At 64.5% G+C, this 17673-nt stretch carries 15 protein-coding genes; all 15 read right to left on the bottom strand.

What is annotated here, in order from left to right; genetic code table 11:
• Positions 1 to 23: 23 nt before the first annotated feature.
• On the bottom strand, positions 24 to 2804 hold the full coding sequence (ppc, locus tag CRD15_RS08935; RefSeq protein WP_187402419.1) for a phosphoenolpyruvate carboxylase: 2781 nt from the start codon (positions 2802 to 2804) through the stop codon (positions 24 to 26).
• 76 nt (positions 2805 to 2880) lie between these two features.
• Complete coding sequence (tpiA, locus tag CRD15_RS08930; protein ID WP_034974415.1) at positions 2881 to 3666, bottom strand: triose-phosphate isomerase; 786 nt, start codon at positions 3664 to 3666, stop codon at positions 2881 to 2883.
• A gap of 69 nt (positions 3667 to 3735) precedes the next feature.
• Positions 3736 to 4947: a phosphoglycerate kinase gene (gene pgk, locus CRD15_RS08925; RefSeq protein ID WP_034967992.1), complete on the bottom strand. Its 1212-nt coding sequence runs from the start codon at positions 4945 to 4947 to the stop codon at positions 3736 to 3738.
• A 140-nt stretch (positions 4948 to 5087) separates the two neighbouring features.
• On the bottom strand, positions 5088 to 6095 hold the full coding sequence (gap, locus tag CRD15_RS08920) for a type I glyceraldehyde-3-phosphate dehydrogenase (protein WP_034967997.1): 1008 nt from the start codon (positions 6093 to 6095) through the stop codon (positions 5088 to 5090).
• 181 nt (positions 6096 to 6276) lie between these two features.
• On the bottom strand, positions 6277 to 7263 hold the full coding sequence (gene whiA, locus CRD15_RS08915; RefSeq protein WP_034968001.1) for a DNA-binding protein WhiA: 987 nt from the start codon (positions 7261 to 7263) through the stop codon (positions 6277 to 6279).
• Between the two features lie 60 nt (positions 7264 to 7323).
• Complete coding sequence (gene yvcK, locus CRD15_RS08910) at positions 7324 to 8373, bottom strand: uridine diphosphate-N-acetylglucosamine-binding protein YvcK (protein WP_051892219.1); 1050 nt, start codon at positions 8371 to 8373, stop codon at positions 7324 to 7326.
• A gap of 19 nt (positions 8374 to 8392) precedes the next feature.
• On the bottom strand, positions 8393 to 9268 hold the full coding sequence (gene rapZ / locus CRD15_RS08905) for an RNase adapter RapZ (protein WP_034968004.1): 876 nt from the start codon (positions 9266 to 9268) through the stop codon (positions 8393 to 8395).
• A gap of 11 nt (positions 9269 to 9279) precedes the next feature.
• A complete protein-coding gene (uvrC, locus tag CRD15_RS08900; RefSeq protein ID WP_187402371.1) occupies positions 9280 to 11373 on the bottom strand; it encodes an excinuclease ABC subunit UvrC in 2094 nt (697 codons plus the stop codon).
• On the bottom strand, positions 11366 to 11821 hold the full coding sequence (locus CRD15_RS08895) for a PH domain-containing protein (RefSeq protein ID WP_034968010.1): 456 nt from the start codon (positions 11819 to 11821) through the stop codon (positions 11366 to 11368). Before CRD15_RS08895 ends, uvrC begins: the two co-directional genes overlap by 8 nt.
• A 35-nt stretch (positions 11822 to 11856) precedes the next feature.
• Positions 11857 to 12339 carry a 6,7-dimethyl-8-ribityllumazine synthase gene (ribH, locus tag CRD15_RS08890; RefSeq protein ID WP_034968014.1) on the bottom strand — a complete coding sequence of 161 codons (483 nt, stop codon included), beginning with the start codon at positions 12337 to 12339 and terminating at the stop codon, positions 11857 to 11859.
• A gap of 52 nt (positions 12340 to 12391) precedes the next feature.
• Positions 12392 to 13642, bottom strand: a complete 1251-nt coding sequence (locus CRD15_RS08885; RefSeq protein WP_034968018.1) for a bifunctional 3,4-dihydroxy-2-butanone-4-phosphate synthase/GTP cyclohydrolase II — start codon at positions 13640 to 13642, stop codon at positions 12392 to 12394.
• A gap of 19 nt (positions 13643 to 13661) precedes the next feature.
• Positions 13662 to 14309, bottom strand: coding sequence for a riboflavin synthase (locus CRD15_RS08880; RefSeq protein ID WP_034968023.1), 648 nt, complete (start codon positions 14307 to 14309; stop codon positions 13662 to 13664).
• Between the two features lie 66 nt (positions 14310 to 14375).
• Positions 14376 to 15437, bottom strand: coding sequence for a bifunctional diaminohydroxyphosphoribosylaminopyrimidine deaminase/5-amino-6-(5-phosphoribosylamino)uracil reductase RibD (ribD, locus tag CRD15_RS08875; protein WP_034968028.1), 1062 nt, complete (start codon positions 15435 to 15437; stop codon positions 14376 to 14378).
• A gap of 4 nt (positions 15438 to 15441) precedes the next feature.
• Positions 15442 to 16110, bottom strand: a complete 669-nt coding sequence (rpe, locus tag CRD15_RS08870) for a ribulose-phosphate 3-epimerase (protein ID WP_034968031.1) — start codon at positions 16108 to 16110, stop codon at positions 15442 to 15444.
• Positions 16111 to 16147: 37 nt separating this feature from the next.
• Positions 16148 to 17659: an RsmB/NOP family class I SAM-dependent RNA methyltransferase gene (locus CRD15_RS08865; protein ID WP_034968035.1), complete on the bottom strand. Its 1512-nt coding sequence runs from the start codon at positions 17657 to 17659 to the stop codon at positions 16148 to 16150.
• Positions 17660 to 17673: the final 14 nt, after the last annotated feature.

Here is a 17673-nt window from a genome sequence, read left to right as displayed (position 1 = left end):
GCGTGACAACCCGCCACGCGCAGCTACCCCGAGTTACGCAGTGCAGTCGCCAAGCCGTTCATCGTCAGCTGGATTCCCGAACGGACGCTGTCGGAATCATCGCCAGCGCGGTAGCGACGCAACAACTCCACCTGCAGCAGGTTCAGCGGCACCAGGTACGGGAAGCGGTTGCGCACAGAGCTAACCAGCTCCGGGTTATCCGCCAGCAGAGTTTCCCGCTCCGTGATCTGCAGGAACATCTCTACCGTCAGCTTGTACTCCTCCACGATCACGCCGAAGATGCGCTCCGCCGCCTCAGTGTCGCCCACCAGCTCGGAGTACAGCTGCGCGATGGACAGGTCGGCCTTTGACATCACCTGAGCCATATTAGAAAGCACCGAGGCGAAGAACGGCCAGCGCCCGTGCAGTTCCCGTAGGTAGTTGAGGCGCGAGGTGGCGTCACCAGACACAGAGGTACCGTTGTCGATCCAGCGCTTCAGGGCGCTGCCCACGCCGAACCAACCGGGCAGCATCACGCGCGACTGCGACCAGCTCAGCACCCACGGGATGGCGCGCAGATCCGACACGGCGGTGGTCTGCTTGCGCGAGGAGGGGCGGGAGCCGATGTTGAGGCTGCCAATCTCGGCCAGCGGCGTGGAGGTGGTGAAGTATTCGATGAAACCCGGATCCTCGTGCATCAGCGCGGAGTAGGCCGTGCGCGATTCCTCTGCGATCTGGCGCATGGTCGCGAAGGCTTCCTCCGGGTTGTCGAGGTCGTCGACGGGCAGCAGGCTGGCCTCCAACGTGGCGGCCACGAGTGCTTCCAAGTTGCGGGCGGCGTTCGCGGGATCTCCGTACTTGGCGGAGATGATCTCGCCCTGCTCGGTGACGCGCACCGCACCCTGTACTGCGCCCTCGGGCTGCGCCAGGATCGCGTCATAAGAAGGACCGCCACCGCGACCAACAGTGCCACCGCGACCATGGAAGAGGCGCAGGAACAGTCCGGCTTCGCGCGAGGCCTGCACCAACGCCAACTCCGCGTCGTAGAGCGCCCAGTTAGCAGCGAAGTAGCCGCCGTCCTTGTTGGAGTCGGAATACCCCAACATAATCTCCTGGATATCGCCCCGACCGGCGACGTAGTTGCGGTACAACGGCAGCTGCCAGAGCTGGCGCATGATGTCCGCTCCCCCGGCGAGGTCGTCGATCGTCTCGAACAGCGGAATGATGTCTACCGTGCCAGTTGGGTGCTCGCCGTTGGCGCGGATCAGCCCGACCTCCTTGAGCAGAATCATCGGCTCGATGACATCGGACACGGAGGAAGCCATGGAGATGATGCAGTGCGGAACCACGCTGGCTCCGAACTTCTTTGCGGCCTGCGCAGCGGCGCGGAAAATGCCGAGCTCCCGGGTGGTCTCCTCGGACCACTCGGCCTCCGGATCGGACAGCGGCCGGGGGCTGGCTAGTTCCTGCAGCAGCACCGCGACCTTGGCCTCCTCGTCCAGCTCCGCGTAGTTGGTGGTTACACCGGCGCGGGCAAAAACCTCCGTCAGCACATTCTCGTAGCTCTCGGAGTTCTGGCGCAGGTCCAGGGAGTACAAGTGGAAGCCAAAGGTTTCTACGGCCTCCCGCAGGTCCGCCAGTGTGTGGTCGGCCAGCAGGTCGTCCATGGAGTGGCGTAGCGCTTGATCGACCGTATCAATGTCCGCCAGCAGTTCCTCCGGGCCGGAGTACGGTTCGTGGCCCTTGTGCACGCCACCGGAGACCACTGGCTCGCCCAGGGTGTGTTTGGCCGTTGCCGCCACACGACCGCGCATACCGTGCAGGGCGCGGCGGAAAGGCTCGTCCACGCGGGAGGGCACGTCGTTGCGGCCCCGGTCAGCCAGTTGTTCTAGCGCATCGGTGGTGTCGATGAACCGCGAGGACAGGCTGAGCTCGTGTTCCAGGGCGTAGATGGTCTTCTGATAATGGTCAAAGATGGTGCGCGCCGCCGACGTCGTGGCATTGGTGACGGTCTCCGCCGTCACGTACGGGTTGCCGTCGTGGTCGCCGCCGATCCACGAACCGGGGCGCACGATCGCCGTGCGTGGCACGCTGTCGCCGTACTGCTGCTTCATGTGCTCGTTGAGACGGCGGTTGATCGCGGGGATTTCGCTGAGCAGGCTGATGCCGTAGTAGCGCAGACCCACTTTGATCTCGTCTTCGATACGCGGGCGCACACTGCGGATCAGGGAGGTCTGCCACAGCAGCGTCATCCGACGACGGATCACCAGCTCGATCTCGTCCAGCTGGCGCGCCGAACGGACCGATTGCGGGTTAAGTTTAAGTTCTTTGAGCACGCGTGCGCGCCGACGCATCATCTTCATGATGTCGGTTTGCACGTCGAACACGGTCCGGCGGCGGGTTTCCGTCGGGTGTGCCGTCAACACTGGTGCTACCAGGGCGTTCGCCATGGTCTCGGCGACCTTCTCCCCCGGCACCGCATGGTTGTGCAGTTCTTGCCAGGTGTAGGCCAGCGTGGAGCGCGGCGCGGTGTTGCCGCGGTCCTCTTCGAGGTCCCGCACGCGCTCGACGTACAGATCCTCGGCCAAGTTCGCCATCAACGCGAAGTGCGAGAACGCGCGGATGACTGGCAGCGCCTTGCCCGTTGGCAGCGTATTGAACTGTTCCGCCAACTGTTCGATCTGCATCTCGCCATAGCGCAGGTCGAATGCCGCACTGCGGGTGTTTTCAATCAGGTTGAAAGTGTACTCGCCCTCTTGCTCCCTAATCACCTCGCCCAGGATGCGCCCGAGGTAGCGGGTATCGTCCCGCACCGTCGGGCTGATCTCTGGGTGGGCAATTTCTTCGGGAGCGACGGGAATGGCCGTGCCGCGGATCGTGTCCTTGCTCATCGTCGCGCGCTTAAGAGGTTGCCTTAGCCGCTGCGGCAGCCAGACGAGCGAAGTCTTCGCCGTCTAGTGACGCCCCGCCGACCAGACCACCGTCGACATCAGGCTGGCTGACCAGCTCTCCGACGGAATCGGTCTTCACGGAACCGCCGTAGAGGATGCGGATGCCACCGGCAACCTCCTCGCCCGCCAGCTCTGCGACGAGCTCGCGGATGGCGTGGCAGACCTCCTGGGCGTCCTCGGCAGAGGCGACCTTGCCGGTGCCGATGGCCCAGACCGGCTCGTAGGCGATGACGGTCTTGGCCAGGTCTTCGGCGGACAGACCCGCCAGGGAGGCCTTGGTCTGCGCCTTGACGAACTCGACGTGCTCGCCCTTTTCGCGGACATCCAATTGCTCACCCACGCACACGATCGGCTGCAGCTCGTTATCCAGTGCGGCGCGTGCCTTGGCGGCCACGACCTCGTCGGTTTCGCCGTGGTACTGGCGGCGCTCCGAGTGGCCAACGATGGCCCAGGTGCAACCCAGCTTCTTCAGCATCGCGCCGGAAACCTCGCCGGTGTAGGCGCCGGAGGCGTGCTGGGATACGTCCTGGCCACCGTAGGTAATGGCCAGCTTGTCTCCGTCGACCAGGGTCTGGACGGAGCGGATGTCGGTGAACGGAGGGATGAAGGCCACGTCTACGGCCTCGTAGTACTCCTTCGGCAGAGCGAAGACGAACTTCTGGACCACCTGGATGGCCTCAAAATGGTTCAGGTTCATCTTCCAGTTGCCGGCGATCAGCGGCTTGCGTGCAGTCATTGTATGAATGCCTTCCTTCTAGTGCCTAGTGTGGCTAGTGTCTAGTGTGTTACCAGCTTGTGGTCTCTTCTAGCTCTCCAGGACGGAAACGCCGGGCAGCTCCTTGCCCTCCAGGAACTCCAGGGAGGCGCCACCACCCGTTGAGATGTGGGAGAAGCCCTCCTCCGCCAGACCCAGGGTGCGGACCGCTGCAGCCGAGTCGCCGCCGCCGACGACCGAGAAAGCACCGTTCGCGGTGGCGTCAATAATTGCCTGAGCAACACCGCGCGTACCCTCAGCGAACGCAGGGAACTCGAATACGCCCATCGGGCCGTTCCAGAAAACGGTTTTGGACTGGGACAGGATGTCGGCGAAGGCATTGACGGACTCCGGTCCGATGTCCAGGCCCATCCAGCCGGCCGGGATGGACTTCAGGTCGACGGTGCGGTGGTCAGCGTCCTTGTCGAAGCGCTCTGCGACCACGACGTCGCTGGGCAGGGCGATGACGTCGCCGAAGCGCTCCAGCAGATCCTTGCAGGTGTCGATCATGTCTTCCTGCAGCAGGGAGCCCCCGACCTCGTAGCCTTGAGCGGCGAGGAAGGTGAAGCACATGCCGCCGCCGATGATCAGGTTGTCTACGCGCGGAGCCAGGGCCTCGATGACGCCCAGCTTGTCAGAGACCTTCGAGCCACCCAGGACGACGGCGTAGGGGTTCTCCGGGTTCTCCGAGACCTTGCGCAGAACGTTCAGCTCTGCCTCCACCAAGCCACCGGCGTAGTGCGGGAGCTTCTTGGCTACGTCGTAAACAGAGGCCTGCTTGCGGTGGACCACGCCGAATCCGTCGGAGACGAAGGCGCCGTTGTCGCCGGTGAGGGCTGCCAGCTCGGCGGCGAACTCAGCGCGCTCGGCTTCGTCCTTGGAGGTCTCGCGGGCGTCGAAGCGGACGTTTTCCAGCAGCAGGATATCGCCGTCGTCCAGACCGTTGGCACGCTCGTGGGCATCCTCGCCGGTGACGTCGGTGGCCAGGGGTACCCACTGGTCCAGGCGCTCGGCCAGAGCTTCGGCGACCGGTGCCAGGGAGAACTCCTCCTTGAACTCGCCCTTCGGGCGGCCCAGGTGGGCGGACACGACCACGCGGGCGCCAGCCTCGAGCAGCGACTTGAGGGTCGGCACAGAGGCGTCGATGCGGCCCGGGTCGGTGATGTCACCGTTGGACAGGGGGACGTTCAGGTCCGCGCGAACCAGGACGTGGCGACCCTGTACACCCTCGTTGATCAGGTCTTGAACGGTCTTGATGGCCATGGGGAGCTCCTTTATAGAGATGGTAATTAGGGATGTAGAGAGAAAAAGAGAAAACGGGTCGGCTTCTCGAAACCCGCGACGCGCTACACGTGCGGCGCTCGGAGCCGAACCCGTCAGTCCTTGTGAAGGAAAATGGCTAGTTAGAGGCGCTCGCCCACGTAGGTAGCCAGGTCAACCAGGCGGCAGGAGTAGCCCCACTCGTTGTCGTACCAGGAAACGACCTTCACCTGGTTGTCGATGACCTTGGTCAGACCGGAGTCGAAGATGGAGGAGTGCGGGTCGCCGACGATGTCGGTGGAAACCAGCGGAGCGTCGTCGGAGTACTTGGCGATGCCCTTCAGCTCGTTCTCTGCAGCCTTCTTCAGGGCAGCGTTGACGGCCTCGACGGTGACCGGCTTCTCAGCTTCGAAAGTCAGGTCGGTCAGGGAGCCAGTGATGACCGGAACGCGGACTGCGTAGCCATCCAGCTTGCCCTTCAGCTGCGGCAGAACCAGGGAGACGGCCTTCGCAGCGCCGGTGGAGGTCGGAACCAGGTTGACGGCTGCGGCGCGGGCGCGGCGCAGGTCCTTGTGCGGAGCGTCGTGCAGGCGCTGGTCGCCGGTGTAGGCGTGAACGGTGGTCATCAGGCCCTTAACGATGCCGAACTCCTCGTCCAGCGTCTTGGCCAGCGGAGCCAGGCAGTTGGTGGTGCAGGATGCGTTGGAGATGATGTGGTGGTTCTCCGGGTCGTACTCGGTGTGGTTAACACCGACGACGAAGGTTGCATCTTCGTTCTTCGCCGGAGCGGAAATGATGACCTTCTTGGCGCCGGCCTCGATGTGAGCCTTTGCAGCCTCAGCGTCGGTGAAAAAGCCGGTGGACTCGATAACGATGTCCGCGCCCAGCTCGCCCCACTTCAGGTTCTTCGGCTCGCGCTCAGCAGACACGGCGATGCGCTTGCCGTCGACGGTGATGGACTCCTCGTCGTACTCGACCTCGGCATCCAGGCGACCCATCACGGAGTCGTTCTTCAGCAGCACAGACAGGGTCTTGTTATCGGTCAGATCGTTGATGCCGACGACCTCGATGTCCGCACCCTGGGAACGGATTGCGCGGAAGAAGTTGCGGCCGATGCGGCCGAAGCCGTTGATGCCAACACGGATAGTCACAGTTGATCTCCTAAAAAGTGCGTCTATATTTTCCTCGATCTAGACGCCAAGGTCGGTGGCTCGAAAACAACCTAAGCCTCGACCCTCACGCCGACACTTTCGAGAGTACCTGCGCCCCACAGGCTTTGCAGCGATTCCGAATGCCCTGCATGCCGGGGGTAACTGTCGGCGTCAATCAACCTCAGTCAACGTCGTTGAACAGCTCCGATGTCACGGCAGAATGCGTGTCCGGCAGCCCCAGTTCCTCTGCCCGCTTGTCCGCCATAGACAGCAGCCTGCGGATGCGCCCGGCAACCGCGTCCTTGGTCATCGGCGGGTCTGCGAGGCGCCCGAGCTCCTCCAGGGAGGCCTCCTTGTGCTCCACACGCATCTGCCCAGCCTGGGCCAGGTGCTGGGGAACGTCGTTATCGAGGATCTCCAGGGCGCGCTCCACGCGCGCGGCGGCGGCAACGGCGGCACGAGCGCTGCGCCGCAGGTTCGCATCGTCGAAGTTGGCCAGGCGGTTAGCCTTGGCCCGGTTCTCCCGGGTACGGCGTTGCTTTTCCCACACCTCGCGGGTTTCCTGCGCCCCCATGAGCAGCAACAGCCTGCCGATGGAATCCCCGTCGCGGATAACCACGCGGTGCACTCCCCTGGCTTCCTTGGTCTTGGCCGTCACGTCGATGCGACGCGCGGCACCGACCAGCGCCAGAGCCGCTTCGTTGGACGGGGTCTGCACTTCCAGCGCGGACGAACGTCCCGGGTCAGTCACATAGCCATGAGCCAAAAAAGCCCCCCGCCACGCGGCCACGCACTGATCTACGGTGCCGCCGATAATGAAGCGCGGCAGCCCGCGAACTGGTCGACCGACCCGGTCGATGAGTTCGGTGCGGCGCGCCAGCTCCATGCCACCCTCAGTCCAGCGCAGCACGTGCCGTGGGCTGCGGCGCAGGTTTCCCGCGCCGATGATCTGATGCTCGGGCTCGATCTTGTACAGCTGCTCGACCATGTCGGTCAGGCGTCGGGCAGTGTCGGCTGAGTCGACTTCGGACTCCACCACGATCTTCTTACCCACCAGGTGAAGGGCCGCCGTGTAGCGCAGCAGGCTGGCGACCTCCGCGGTCATCACGTCGTGGCGGGTCACCAGCACCCTGTTGAGCTCCGCCTTCACATCGGCCGTCAGTGCCACGGGCTGTCCTTTCCTCTGTTTTCCTGTACTAAAACAAGCAATTATAGCTGGATTGGGTGTTTACCTTTCCGGGAGGTTTCGCACTCCTCCGGAGATCTCCTGCAGCACCGCTGCCAGCTTCTCCGGCTTGTGGCGGTCGGTCCACCGCCCGCGGTTGTCGTCCTCCCGTACGTCACGGTAGATCACTTTGGCGCCCAATGCTGCTGCGGCTCTATCTATATGACGCCTCGTGCTGGCCACTGGCATCGTTGACAGATCGACGATGACAACGTCAATCTGCAGGCTTGGGCAGTGCTGCCGCACCATGTGGATGTGGTGTTCCAGCGACATGCCGGCGGTCTCCCCCGGCTCCGGCACCAGATTCAGCACCAGCGCTTTGACGGCCTCCGTGCGGTTCAGGGCGTCCACAATCCCCGGCACCAACAGGTGTGGGATCACGCTGGAGAACCAGGATCCCGGACCCATGGATACGAGGTCGGCGTCGAGGATGGCATCGACGGCCTCCTGGGAAGCCGCAGGTGATTCGGGGTACAGCTTGACCCGGCGCACCTCGCCTAGCGTGGAGGCCACGGCAACCTGTCCGCGCACGGCGACGACTTCCCGGGGGTCTTCTTCCAGCCCCAGCACCTCGGCCTCCAGGTCGAGGGGTTCGTTGCTCATGGGGATGACGCGCCCCTGAATGCCCAGCAGGCGGCCGATCTCGTCCAGGGCGGCCATTTCGCTGCCCATGACCTGCGCCAATCCGGTGATTAGGAAGTTGCCCAGGGCGTGCCCCTTCAGCGCGCCGGAACCGCCGAAGCGGTGCTGGAGGACTTCCTCCCACATGCGACCGCGCTCGGAGTCTCGGGTCAGGGCTGCCAGTGCCATGCGCAGGTCGCCCGGAGGCAGGGAGCCGAGCTCGCGACGGATGCGGCCCGAGGAGCCACCATCGTCGGCCACGGTGACGATCGCGGAGACGTAGTCGGAAATGATGCGCGCGGAACGCAGCGTGTTGAACAGCCCATGCCCGCCGCCAAGGCAGGCGACGCGTGGAATCGGCTTAGCGGGCTCGGAGGTATCAGGCACAGAGGTATCAGGCACAGAGTAGCCAGAAGAATCAGTAGTAGTCATGGTGTATCTCGCGCCCTCTCTAACGCTCGAGGTCTCGGTGGGAAAGGTTCACCAGCACCCCGCCTTCGGCCAGGCGGCGCGAAAGCTCTTCGACGATCGCTACGCTGCGGTGGTGGCCACCCGTGCAACCGACGGCGACGGAGACGAAGAACTTACCTTCCTTGCGGTATCCCGGCAGAACCGAGTGGATCAGCCCCAGGACATGCTCCAGAAACTCCTCGGCACCGGGTTGAGATAGGACAAAGTCGGAGACGGGGGCGTCAATACCTCTAAAAGGACGCAACTCCGGATCCCAGTAAGGGTTCGGCAAAAAGCGTGCATCCAACAACATGTCAATGTCCTTGGGCGGGCCGTGCTTGAATCCGAAGCTCTGCAGGTTAATGCGCACGCTGGAGTGGTCGGCGGCGGCGAAGAACTTTTCCAGCTCCCGGCGCAGGTCGTGGATGCTGCGGTTCGTCGTGTCCAACACTATGTCGGCGCGTTCGCGGATGCTGGCCAGCATTTCTCGCTCCCGGTCGATGCCGTCCTGCAGCGTGCCCTCCTGTTGTAGCGGGTGGGTGCGCCGAACCGCGTCGAAGCGGGCGATCAGTGCTTCGTCGGTGGCATCCAGGTACAGCACCGTGGGGCGCCGACCGCCTGTGTGTAGGTCGTGCAGCACACTGGTCAGATTGCCGGCGAAGTCGCGGGAGCGCACGTCGGTGACGATGGCCAGCTTCTCGATCGGGGAATCCTCGGAGAAGCTGAGCTCCACCATGCGCACGATAAGCTCCGGCGGGAGGTTATCGGCGACGTACCACCCGAGCTCCTCCAGGGCCGCGGCGGTGGCTCGCCGACCTGCCCCAGACATGCCCGTGATCAGGATCAAACTGGGCTCTTGCTGCATTGATGCGCTCATACTCCCCGATCCTACCCAGCATTGAGGGCGTCGTGAATGAGTTGCGCCAACTTCTGCCCAAAGCCCGGTAATGCGGCGATGTCGTCCACGCTGGCCTGCTTGACCTTGGCCACGGAGCCGAACTGCTTGACCAACTGCTGGCGCCTCTTTGGCCCCAACCCCGGAACGTCGTCCAGCTTGCTGCGGCGCATCCGGGCGCTGCGCTGCTGACGGTGGAAGGTGATGGCGAAGCGGTGTGCCTCGTCGCGCAGGTTTTGCACCAGGTAGAGCGCGGGCGAGTTGCGGGGCACGATGATGGGGTATTCCTCGCCGGGAACCCAGATTTCCTCCAGGCGCTTAGCGATGCCAATGAGGGTCACATCCGTCACACCCAACTCATCCAGAACCTCTTGCGCAGCGTTGACCTGCGGCAGACCGCCGTCGACGATGAACAGCTGCGGTGGGTAGGCGAACCTGCGCTTCTCTGGGGCACTGCCCGTGCTGCCATCGCTGCCGCTGCTACCAGCACCGCCAGCGCTCTCTAGCTCCGCTTCGCCCTCTAATAGGTCTCCCCCGTCGTCACCCGCGGGCACCGCGGACTTGTCCTGCTGGTAACGCTTGAAGCGCCGCCGCACGACCTCCGCAATGGAGGCGACGTCGTCGGAATGCCCGTCGCCGGCGGCCTCGCGGATCTTGTACCGCCGGTAGTCTGACTTCTTCGGCAGTCCATCCTCAAAAACCACCAGGCTGGCCACCACGTCGGTGCCCTGGATATGGGAGATATCAGTGCACTCGATGCGCAGCGGAGATTCGTCCATCCACAGCGCCTCCTGCAGTTCCTTCAGGGCTGCCGAACGTGCCGTGATGTCGCCTGCCCGCTTCAGCTTGTGTTGGGCCAGTGCCTGTGTGGCATTGGTCTCCGCGGTGGTCATCAGCGCCTTCTTATCGCCCCGCTGGGGCACGCGGATCTGCACGTTGGATCCGCGCAGGCTTGTCAGCCACTCCGCCAGGTCGGTGGACTCCTCCGGCAGCGTATGCACCAGGATCTCGCGGGGCACGGGCGTTACCTGCACGTCCCCCACCAGGTCGCCGAGATCCTGTGTGGCGGCCGGGTTCATCGCGCGGGCGAGCTCCCGATCCACTTCCGGGCCCGATGCGCCACCCACCTGCGTCTCCGTCGCCTTTGCCAGCTCGGCGGTCTCGCCGTAGAACTGGGTGATGAAGTCGGCGACCAGGCGTTCCTCGCTCAGATCCTCGCGCTCGACTACCCACCCGCGCTGACCGTGGATGCGCCCGCCACGGACGTGGAAGATCTGCACCGCAGCCTCCAGCTCGTCGGCGACGAACGCGATCAGGTCCGCATCGGTCTTGTCCGAAAAGACGACCGCCTGCCTCTCCATGGATTTCTGCATGGCCTGAAGTTGGTCGCGCAGCGCGGCGGCGCGCTCAAAGTCCAGGTCCTCGCTGGCCTGCTCCATTTCTTTGCGCACGCGGCGCAGCACGGGCTCTGTGTTGCCCGCCATGAAGCTGGAAAACTGATCGACCAGTGCGCGGTGGTTGGCGGGGGTGATTTTTCCTACGCACGGCGCACTGCACCTGTCGATGTAGCCGAGCAGGCAGGGTCTTCCCAATGCTTCGTGACGCCTATACACCCCAGCCGTACACGTTCTGATCGGAAACACCCGTGTCAGCGACTCGAGGGTTTCGCGGATCGCCCACGCCTTGGGGTACGGCCCGAAGTAGCGCACGCCCTTGCGCCGGGGACCGCGGTACATGAACGCGCGCGGGATCTCCTCCTTCACGCTGATGGCCAGCATGGGGTAAGTCTTATCGTCCCGGTACATGACGTTGAACCGGGGGTTAAAGCGCTTGATCCAGGTGTATTCCAGGTTCAGCGCTTCCAACTCGCTGGAAACAACCGTCCACTGGACGTGGTTGGCGGATTGCACCATCGCGCGGGTGCGCGGATGCAGTTGATCCAGATCCTGGAAGTAATTAGACAGGCGCGCGCGTAGGTTCTTGGCTTTGCCTACGTAGATGACGCGCTCGGTGGCGTCCCGAAACGTGTAGACCCCAGGGTCGGTGGGGATGCTTCCCGGTTCTGGACGGTAGGAAACGCTACTCATCGAAAGGCATGTAGCGATCCTCCAGCTGGCGGAAGTCCTCTACGCGCTGGGCGATCAGCTGCTTGTCGTAGATGTTCAGTGCCATCATCGGCACAAACTCAAAGTCGGGCAGCTCCAGGCGCGCCCATTTGGCCTCCTGGGGAAAGGACAGGCCGTGGATAATTTCCCACGGGTAGAACTGCCCGTTGACGATGTTGCGCACCTCCACGCCCTGGCTGTTGACCTTGACGTGGGGGCGGAGCAGGGACAGGGCGACGAAGGAGAACACCAGGCCGATGCCGATGAAGCCCCACCGGTCGGCGCTTGACACCGTCACTCCGGTATCTCCCACCGCGACGACGATGGCCATGAAGATGTGCACGGCCATGACCAGTACGACCAGGATCCACGCCAGCTTCTTTAAGAAGGGCGAGGAAACCTCCAGCTCCCATTCATCCTTATCGCTCACGCCACCCAACCCTACTCTGTTGACACGGGGCAGCCCTAAACGCCCCGCTCGATCTGTCGTAGCACGAGTGCGGTGTGGATCGCCGCGACCGCCGCATCGTGCCCCTTATCTTCTTTGGCATTGACGCCGCCGGCACGGTCCACCGCCTGGGCGTGGTTGTCGACCGTCAACACGCCGTTGCCGACGGGCGTGCCCGAATCCATTCCCGCGCGTGTCAGCCCGTAGGTCACGGCATCGCAGACCACGCGGAAATGCTCGGTTTCGCCCTGAATCACACAGCCGTTCGCCACGACGGCGTCAAAACGTTTACATGCCGCGGCGACAGCGACCGGCAGCTCCAGGGCTCCGGCGACCCGCCACTGCGCTACCTGGGCGCCGGCCTGCTTGGCCGTCTCGATAGAGCGGGCGTGCAGAGCGTCGGTGATGTCCGCGTTCCAGGATGCGCTGATCACCGCAACGCTCAAGCCTGCGGCCGAGCCTGCCTTGAGTTCGACATCAGCTACTCCGGTGTTTGCCATGGGGGTGCGGCTCCTTCTTCCAGGGGGTACGGGATCGGTCGGGGTGTTTGGGTTAGTCCAGGGAATCCAGCTGGTGGCCCATTCGGTCGCGCTTGGTGCGCAGGTAGACCACGTTGTCCTCGTTGGCGTTGAGCTCCACGGGGATGCGCTTGGTGACGTCCACCCCGTGGCTGGCCAGGTCGTGGATCTTATCCGGGTTGTTCGAGATCAGCGCGACGGATTTCACCTGCAGATCCTTGAGGATCTGTGCAGCGGCGCTGTATTCGCGGGCGTCCACGGGCAGGCCTTGTTCGAGGTTGGCGTCCACCGTATCCAGGCCTTCGTCCTGCAGCACATAGGCGCGTAGCTTCGGCAGCAGACCAATGCCGCGACCCTCGTGCCCTCGCAGGTAGATCAGCACGCCCCGCCCCTGGGCCTCGATGTAGTCCAGGGCCGCGGACAGCTGATCGCCGCAGTCGCAGCGGCGGGATCCGAACACGTCGCCGGTGAGGCACTCCGAGTGCACGCGCACCGGAACCGGGGTATCACCGGCCTCAGCGACCGAGACATCGCCCTTGACCAGCGCGACGTGCTCCGTGCCGTCGATGATGTTGACGTAGCCGATCGCGCGGAAATCTCCGTGGACGGTCGGCAGTCGGGTCTCCACCGCGCGTTCCAGGGTCTGGGTGTGGTGGCGGCGCCAATGCATCAGCTGTTCGATGCTGATCAGTGCCAGGTCGTGTTTGTCCGCGAAGCGGCGCAGCTCCGGCAGGCGGGCCATAGCCGTCGGGTCTTCCTCGGAGACGATCTCGCACAACGCGCCGGCGGGCGCCAGGTTGGCCGCGCGGGCTAGATCTACGGCGGCCTCGGTGTGGCCTTGGCGCACCAGTACTCCCCCGCGCTTGGCACGCAGAGGAACCACGTGGCCGGGGCGGTTGAAGGTTGCGGCGGTAGAGGAAGGATCGGCCAGCAAGCGCACCGTACGGGCGCGGTCGGTGGCGCTGATGCCGGTATCCACGCCCTCTGCGGCGTCGACCGTAACGGTGTAGGCGGTACCGCGGACGTCCTCGTTGCGGGCGACCATGGGCGGCAGCCCCAGGCGGTCGCAGTCGGCACTATCCATGCCCACGCACACGTACCCGGAGCTGTGGCGCACCATGAAGGCCATCAGTTCCGGGGTGGCCTTCTCTGCGGCAAAGATCAGGTCGCCTTCGTTTTCGCGGTTCTCGTCGTCGACCACGACCACCGCCTTGCCGGCGGCGATGTCGGAGATGGCGCGCTCGACGGAGTCCAGCTGGATGTTGTGTGTATCGCTTGTGCTCATCGGTGCTTAGCCTCTCGCTTTAATTCTGCTCGCCGAACTGAGCGAGCCTTTCGACGTACTTCGCCAGCACGTCGCACTCCACGTTCACTTGAGATCCCGGGTGCAGGTCGCCCAGCATAGTATCGGCCAGGGTCGTTGGAATGAGGGATACCTCGAACCAGTTGCCGGAACCCGATTCACCTGCACGATCTGTGGTGTCTGCGACCTCCGCGACCGTTAGCGACGTTCCGTTGATAGCCACCGAACCCTTCTTGGCCACGTAGCGTGCAAGCTGCGGATCGTTGAGTTGGAAGCGGAATACCTCCCAGTGCTCCGAGGGGCGGCGTTCTATCAGTTCGGCCGTGCCGTCGACGTGTCCTTGCACGATGTGGCCGCCGAAGCGCTGACCGCTGGCCATGGCGCGTTCCACGTTCACGCGGTCGCCTGCGCGGACCTTTCCCAGCGCGCTGTAGTCGAGCGTCACCTGCATAACGTCGGCGGTGAATTCCGTTGGGTGGTCTCCCCCGCTCAGTTCTGCGACGGTGAGGCACACGCCGTTGATAGCGATGGAATCGCCGCGCTTGGCGTCCCCCAGTACTGCCGGTGCTGTGAAGCGCATCCGCAGCGAGTCCCCTGCCACCTCGATCGCAGCGATGCGCCCGACCTCTTCAATGATTCCGGTGAACATGCGCGCTCCTTAGCTTTTATGTATGTGATTACATACACATTAGCCCACTGTGGGTTAACTCAAGCTTTAGGGGGTGCGCTGCGGTGCCGTCATCGCCCAGCGCACATCAGGACCGAAAACCTCCAGCTCACGCGGTACGAAGCGCCGAATGTCGCCGATAGTTTGGCCCAAGCTGTCGTCGCTGTTTCTTATGGACGCCACCCCCGCTCCCAACACCGCAGGGGCCGCGTAGTACTGCACCTCGTCCACCACGCCGGCGCCAACAAAGGCCGCTGCCACCCGGGAGCCACCTTCGACCAGCAGCGTCCGCACGTCCCGCTTCCACAACTCGTCCAGTACCTCGTGTACATCGCGGGTCTGCAGATGCAGCCCCTCGCCGGGGGCGGAGAACACCCGCGCATCGGCGGGGACCTCGCTGATACCCATGACGACCCGCAGGGGCTGCAGCTCCTCGGCGAAGGGTTCCCCGTTTCCGTCGCGGGCGGTGAGCCGCGGATTATCGGCGGCGATCGTTCCGGTGCCGACCAAGATCGCATCACGGCGGGTCCTATCCCGGTGCGCGGCAATCCGCGCTTCCTCTCCGGTGATCCACTGGCTGGTCTTGTCCACCGCCGCCACTCGTCCGTCGACGGTCGAGGCGATCTTTAGCGCGACGTGCGGGCGCTGCTCGGCCATTGAAATCAGCCACGGTTCCACGCTGTACATCTCTGTCCACGCTGGTAGCTGCACGCTGTGACCGGTGGGATGCGGTAAGTAGGGGCCGATGACCTCCACGCCAGCCGTCCGGAGCGTAGAAGCCCCGCCCTCGGCCACGGGGTTCGGGTCGGCGAAGAGGAAGTCCACCCTCCGGATGCCGGCGCGGATGAGGGCCTCGGCGCACGGTCCAGTGCGGCCGGTGTGATTGCAGGGTTCCAGGGTGACAATCGCGCGCCCACCGCGTGCGCGATCCCCGGCCTGCTGCAGTGCCATCACCTCGGCGTGCGCCCCACCGAGGCGCTGCGTGTAGCCGCGGCCGACCACTGCCCCGGCGGGATCCTCAATGACGGCGCCGACCGGCGGATTCGGGCTGGCTAGCTGGGCCGCCTGCCAGCCAAGGCGGTGGGCGTCATGAAAAAGCGAAAGATCCATCGGGCTACGACGCGCTGGCGCGAATAGCCTCCACCGCAGCGGCGGGGTCGTCCTTGCCGAACACGCTGGAACCGGCAACGAAAACGTCCACGCCCGCGGCGGCGGACTCGGCTGCGGTCTCTGCCCCAATGCCGCCGTCAATCTCGATGAGGGTTTCCAGGCCGTCGGCATCGATGCGGCTGCGCAGGGCGCGGACCTTGTCCAGGACCTCAGGCATGAACTTCTGGCCACCAAACCCGGGCTCCACACTCATGACCAGCACGAGGTCGAACTTATCCAGGTGATCCAGCAACGGCTCCACCGGGGTGTTGGGTTTGATAGAAATGCCTGCCATCGTCCCGTGGCCACGCAGCTTATCGGCCAGCGCGATCGCCGCATCCACATCCGCAACGGCCTCCAGGTGGAAGGTCACGGACTGGAAATCGTCGGCGTAGTCTTCTGCCCACTTCTCCGGGTTCTCGATCATCAGGTGCACGTCCAGGTGCTTATCCGTGTGCGACAGCAGGGACTTCGCCACAGGCAGACCGAAGGAGAGGTTGGGGACGAAATGGTTGTCCATCACGTCGATGTGCAGCCAGTCCGCGTTGGGCACGCGGGCGACATCGCTGGCCAGGTTGGCGAAGTCGGCGGCAAGGATAGACGGGGCGATCAGCGGGGTGCGGAGATTGGACATAGCCTGTGGCCTTTCTATGAAGAGTTTTCTGGTGAAGTTAGTTGGCGGCAGGTCGCAGAGCGGCGAAGAACATGGCGTCCGTGCCGTGGATATGGGGCCACAGCTGCACGAAAGGCGCTGTGCGGTCGGTGTTGGTATCGGCCAGTTCGGGCAGAAACTCGGTGACGTCCAGGATCTCCGCACCCGTGCGGGCGGCGATGGAGCGGACAACCTCGCTAGTCTCCTGCGGATGTGGCGAGCAGGTGGAGTAGATCACCACGCCGCCGGGCGCGGTTGCAGCCAGGGCGGAGGTCAGCAGTTCGCGCTGCAGGGTAACCAGCGGGGCGATGTCCTTGGGGTCCTTGTTCCACCGGGCTTCGGGGCGGCGGCGGAGGGCGCCTAAACCGGAACAGGGCGCATCGACAAGCACGCGTGCGAAGCCCTGCTCCGGGGCGTCGAGGTCCCGGATGGCCTCCAGCTTGCGTCCATCGCCCACGTGCACGTTAACAGGCAGGTCGCGGACGGTCTGCTGGATGAGCTTGGCGCGGTGCTCGGCGATCTCGATCGCGTCGACCTTAGCCTGCTCCGACAGGGCGACCGATGCGATAAAGGCGGTCTTTCCGCCCGGGCCTGCGCATAGGTCCAGCCAGCGCGCAGGCAGGTCAGCGGCCACGGGCACGCGGGTGGTGGCAAGGCCGATTAGCTGGGAGCCTTCGTCTTGCACGCTGGCCATGCCTTCGCGAACCGGGGCGATTTCCCCAGGTGCTCCGTCGTCCAGGTAGACGGCATAGGGAGAGTACTTGCCCTCCGTGCCGCCGGTGATCAGTGCTAGCTCTTCGCCGCTGATCTGTCCTGGGCGGGCGGCCAGGTGCACAATTGGGCGCGCATCGTCGGCGGCCAGGGCGCGCTCCAGCTCCGCACGACCGGAGTCCGTCGTCGGGTCCACGCCCAGCGCGTCCGCGAACACCTCCGCGATCCATTCCGGGTGCGCGTTGCGTAGGGCCAGGGCGCCCAGGGAATCTCCTGGAGCCACGCGCTCGACCCACTGCTCTGGCTTCTTGCGCGTCAGCGCGCGCAGCACGCCGTTGACAAATCCAGAGGCCTGGCCCGCGCCAAAGGCCTTCACCAGCTCCACCGAGGTATTCACGGCGGCGTGGTTCTCCACGCGCGTGCGCAGGATCTGGTAGGCGCCCAGGCGCAGAGCATCCAGAGCGACCGAGTCGATCTTCTGCACCTCGCGCCCGGCCGCGTCCGCGATGATCGCGTCCAGCAGCCCACGTGCCCGCAGCGTGCCATAGGTCAGCTCGGTCGCAAATGCGGCGTCACGACCCTTGATTCCGGCTTCCCGCAGCGCCTTCGGCAGCGCAAGATTGCCGAAAGCATCGTCGACGGTCACCGCGCGCAGCACCCCAAAGACGACGTCCCGGACCTTGTCGCCCGATCCCTGGGAGCGGCTCTTGCGCTGCTTATGCGCGGGGCGACGTTGCTGGTAGCCCGTAGCGCGCGATGGCTTGTCCTTCTGTGTGTTGCCGCTGCGCGCCGACTCGGAACGAGACCTAAAACCTGCCATGATCCTTGCGTACT

The organism is Corynebacterium sp. LK28 (assembly GCF_014335105.1).
GTDB lineage: Bacteria > Actinomycetota > Actinomycetes > Mycobacteriales > Mycobacteriaceae > Corynebacterium > Corynebacterium macclintockiae.
The sequence above is the reverse complement of the archived record's forward strand: the minus strand, read 5'-3'. Positions and strand labels throughout refer to the sequence as shown.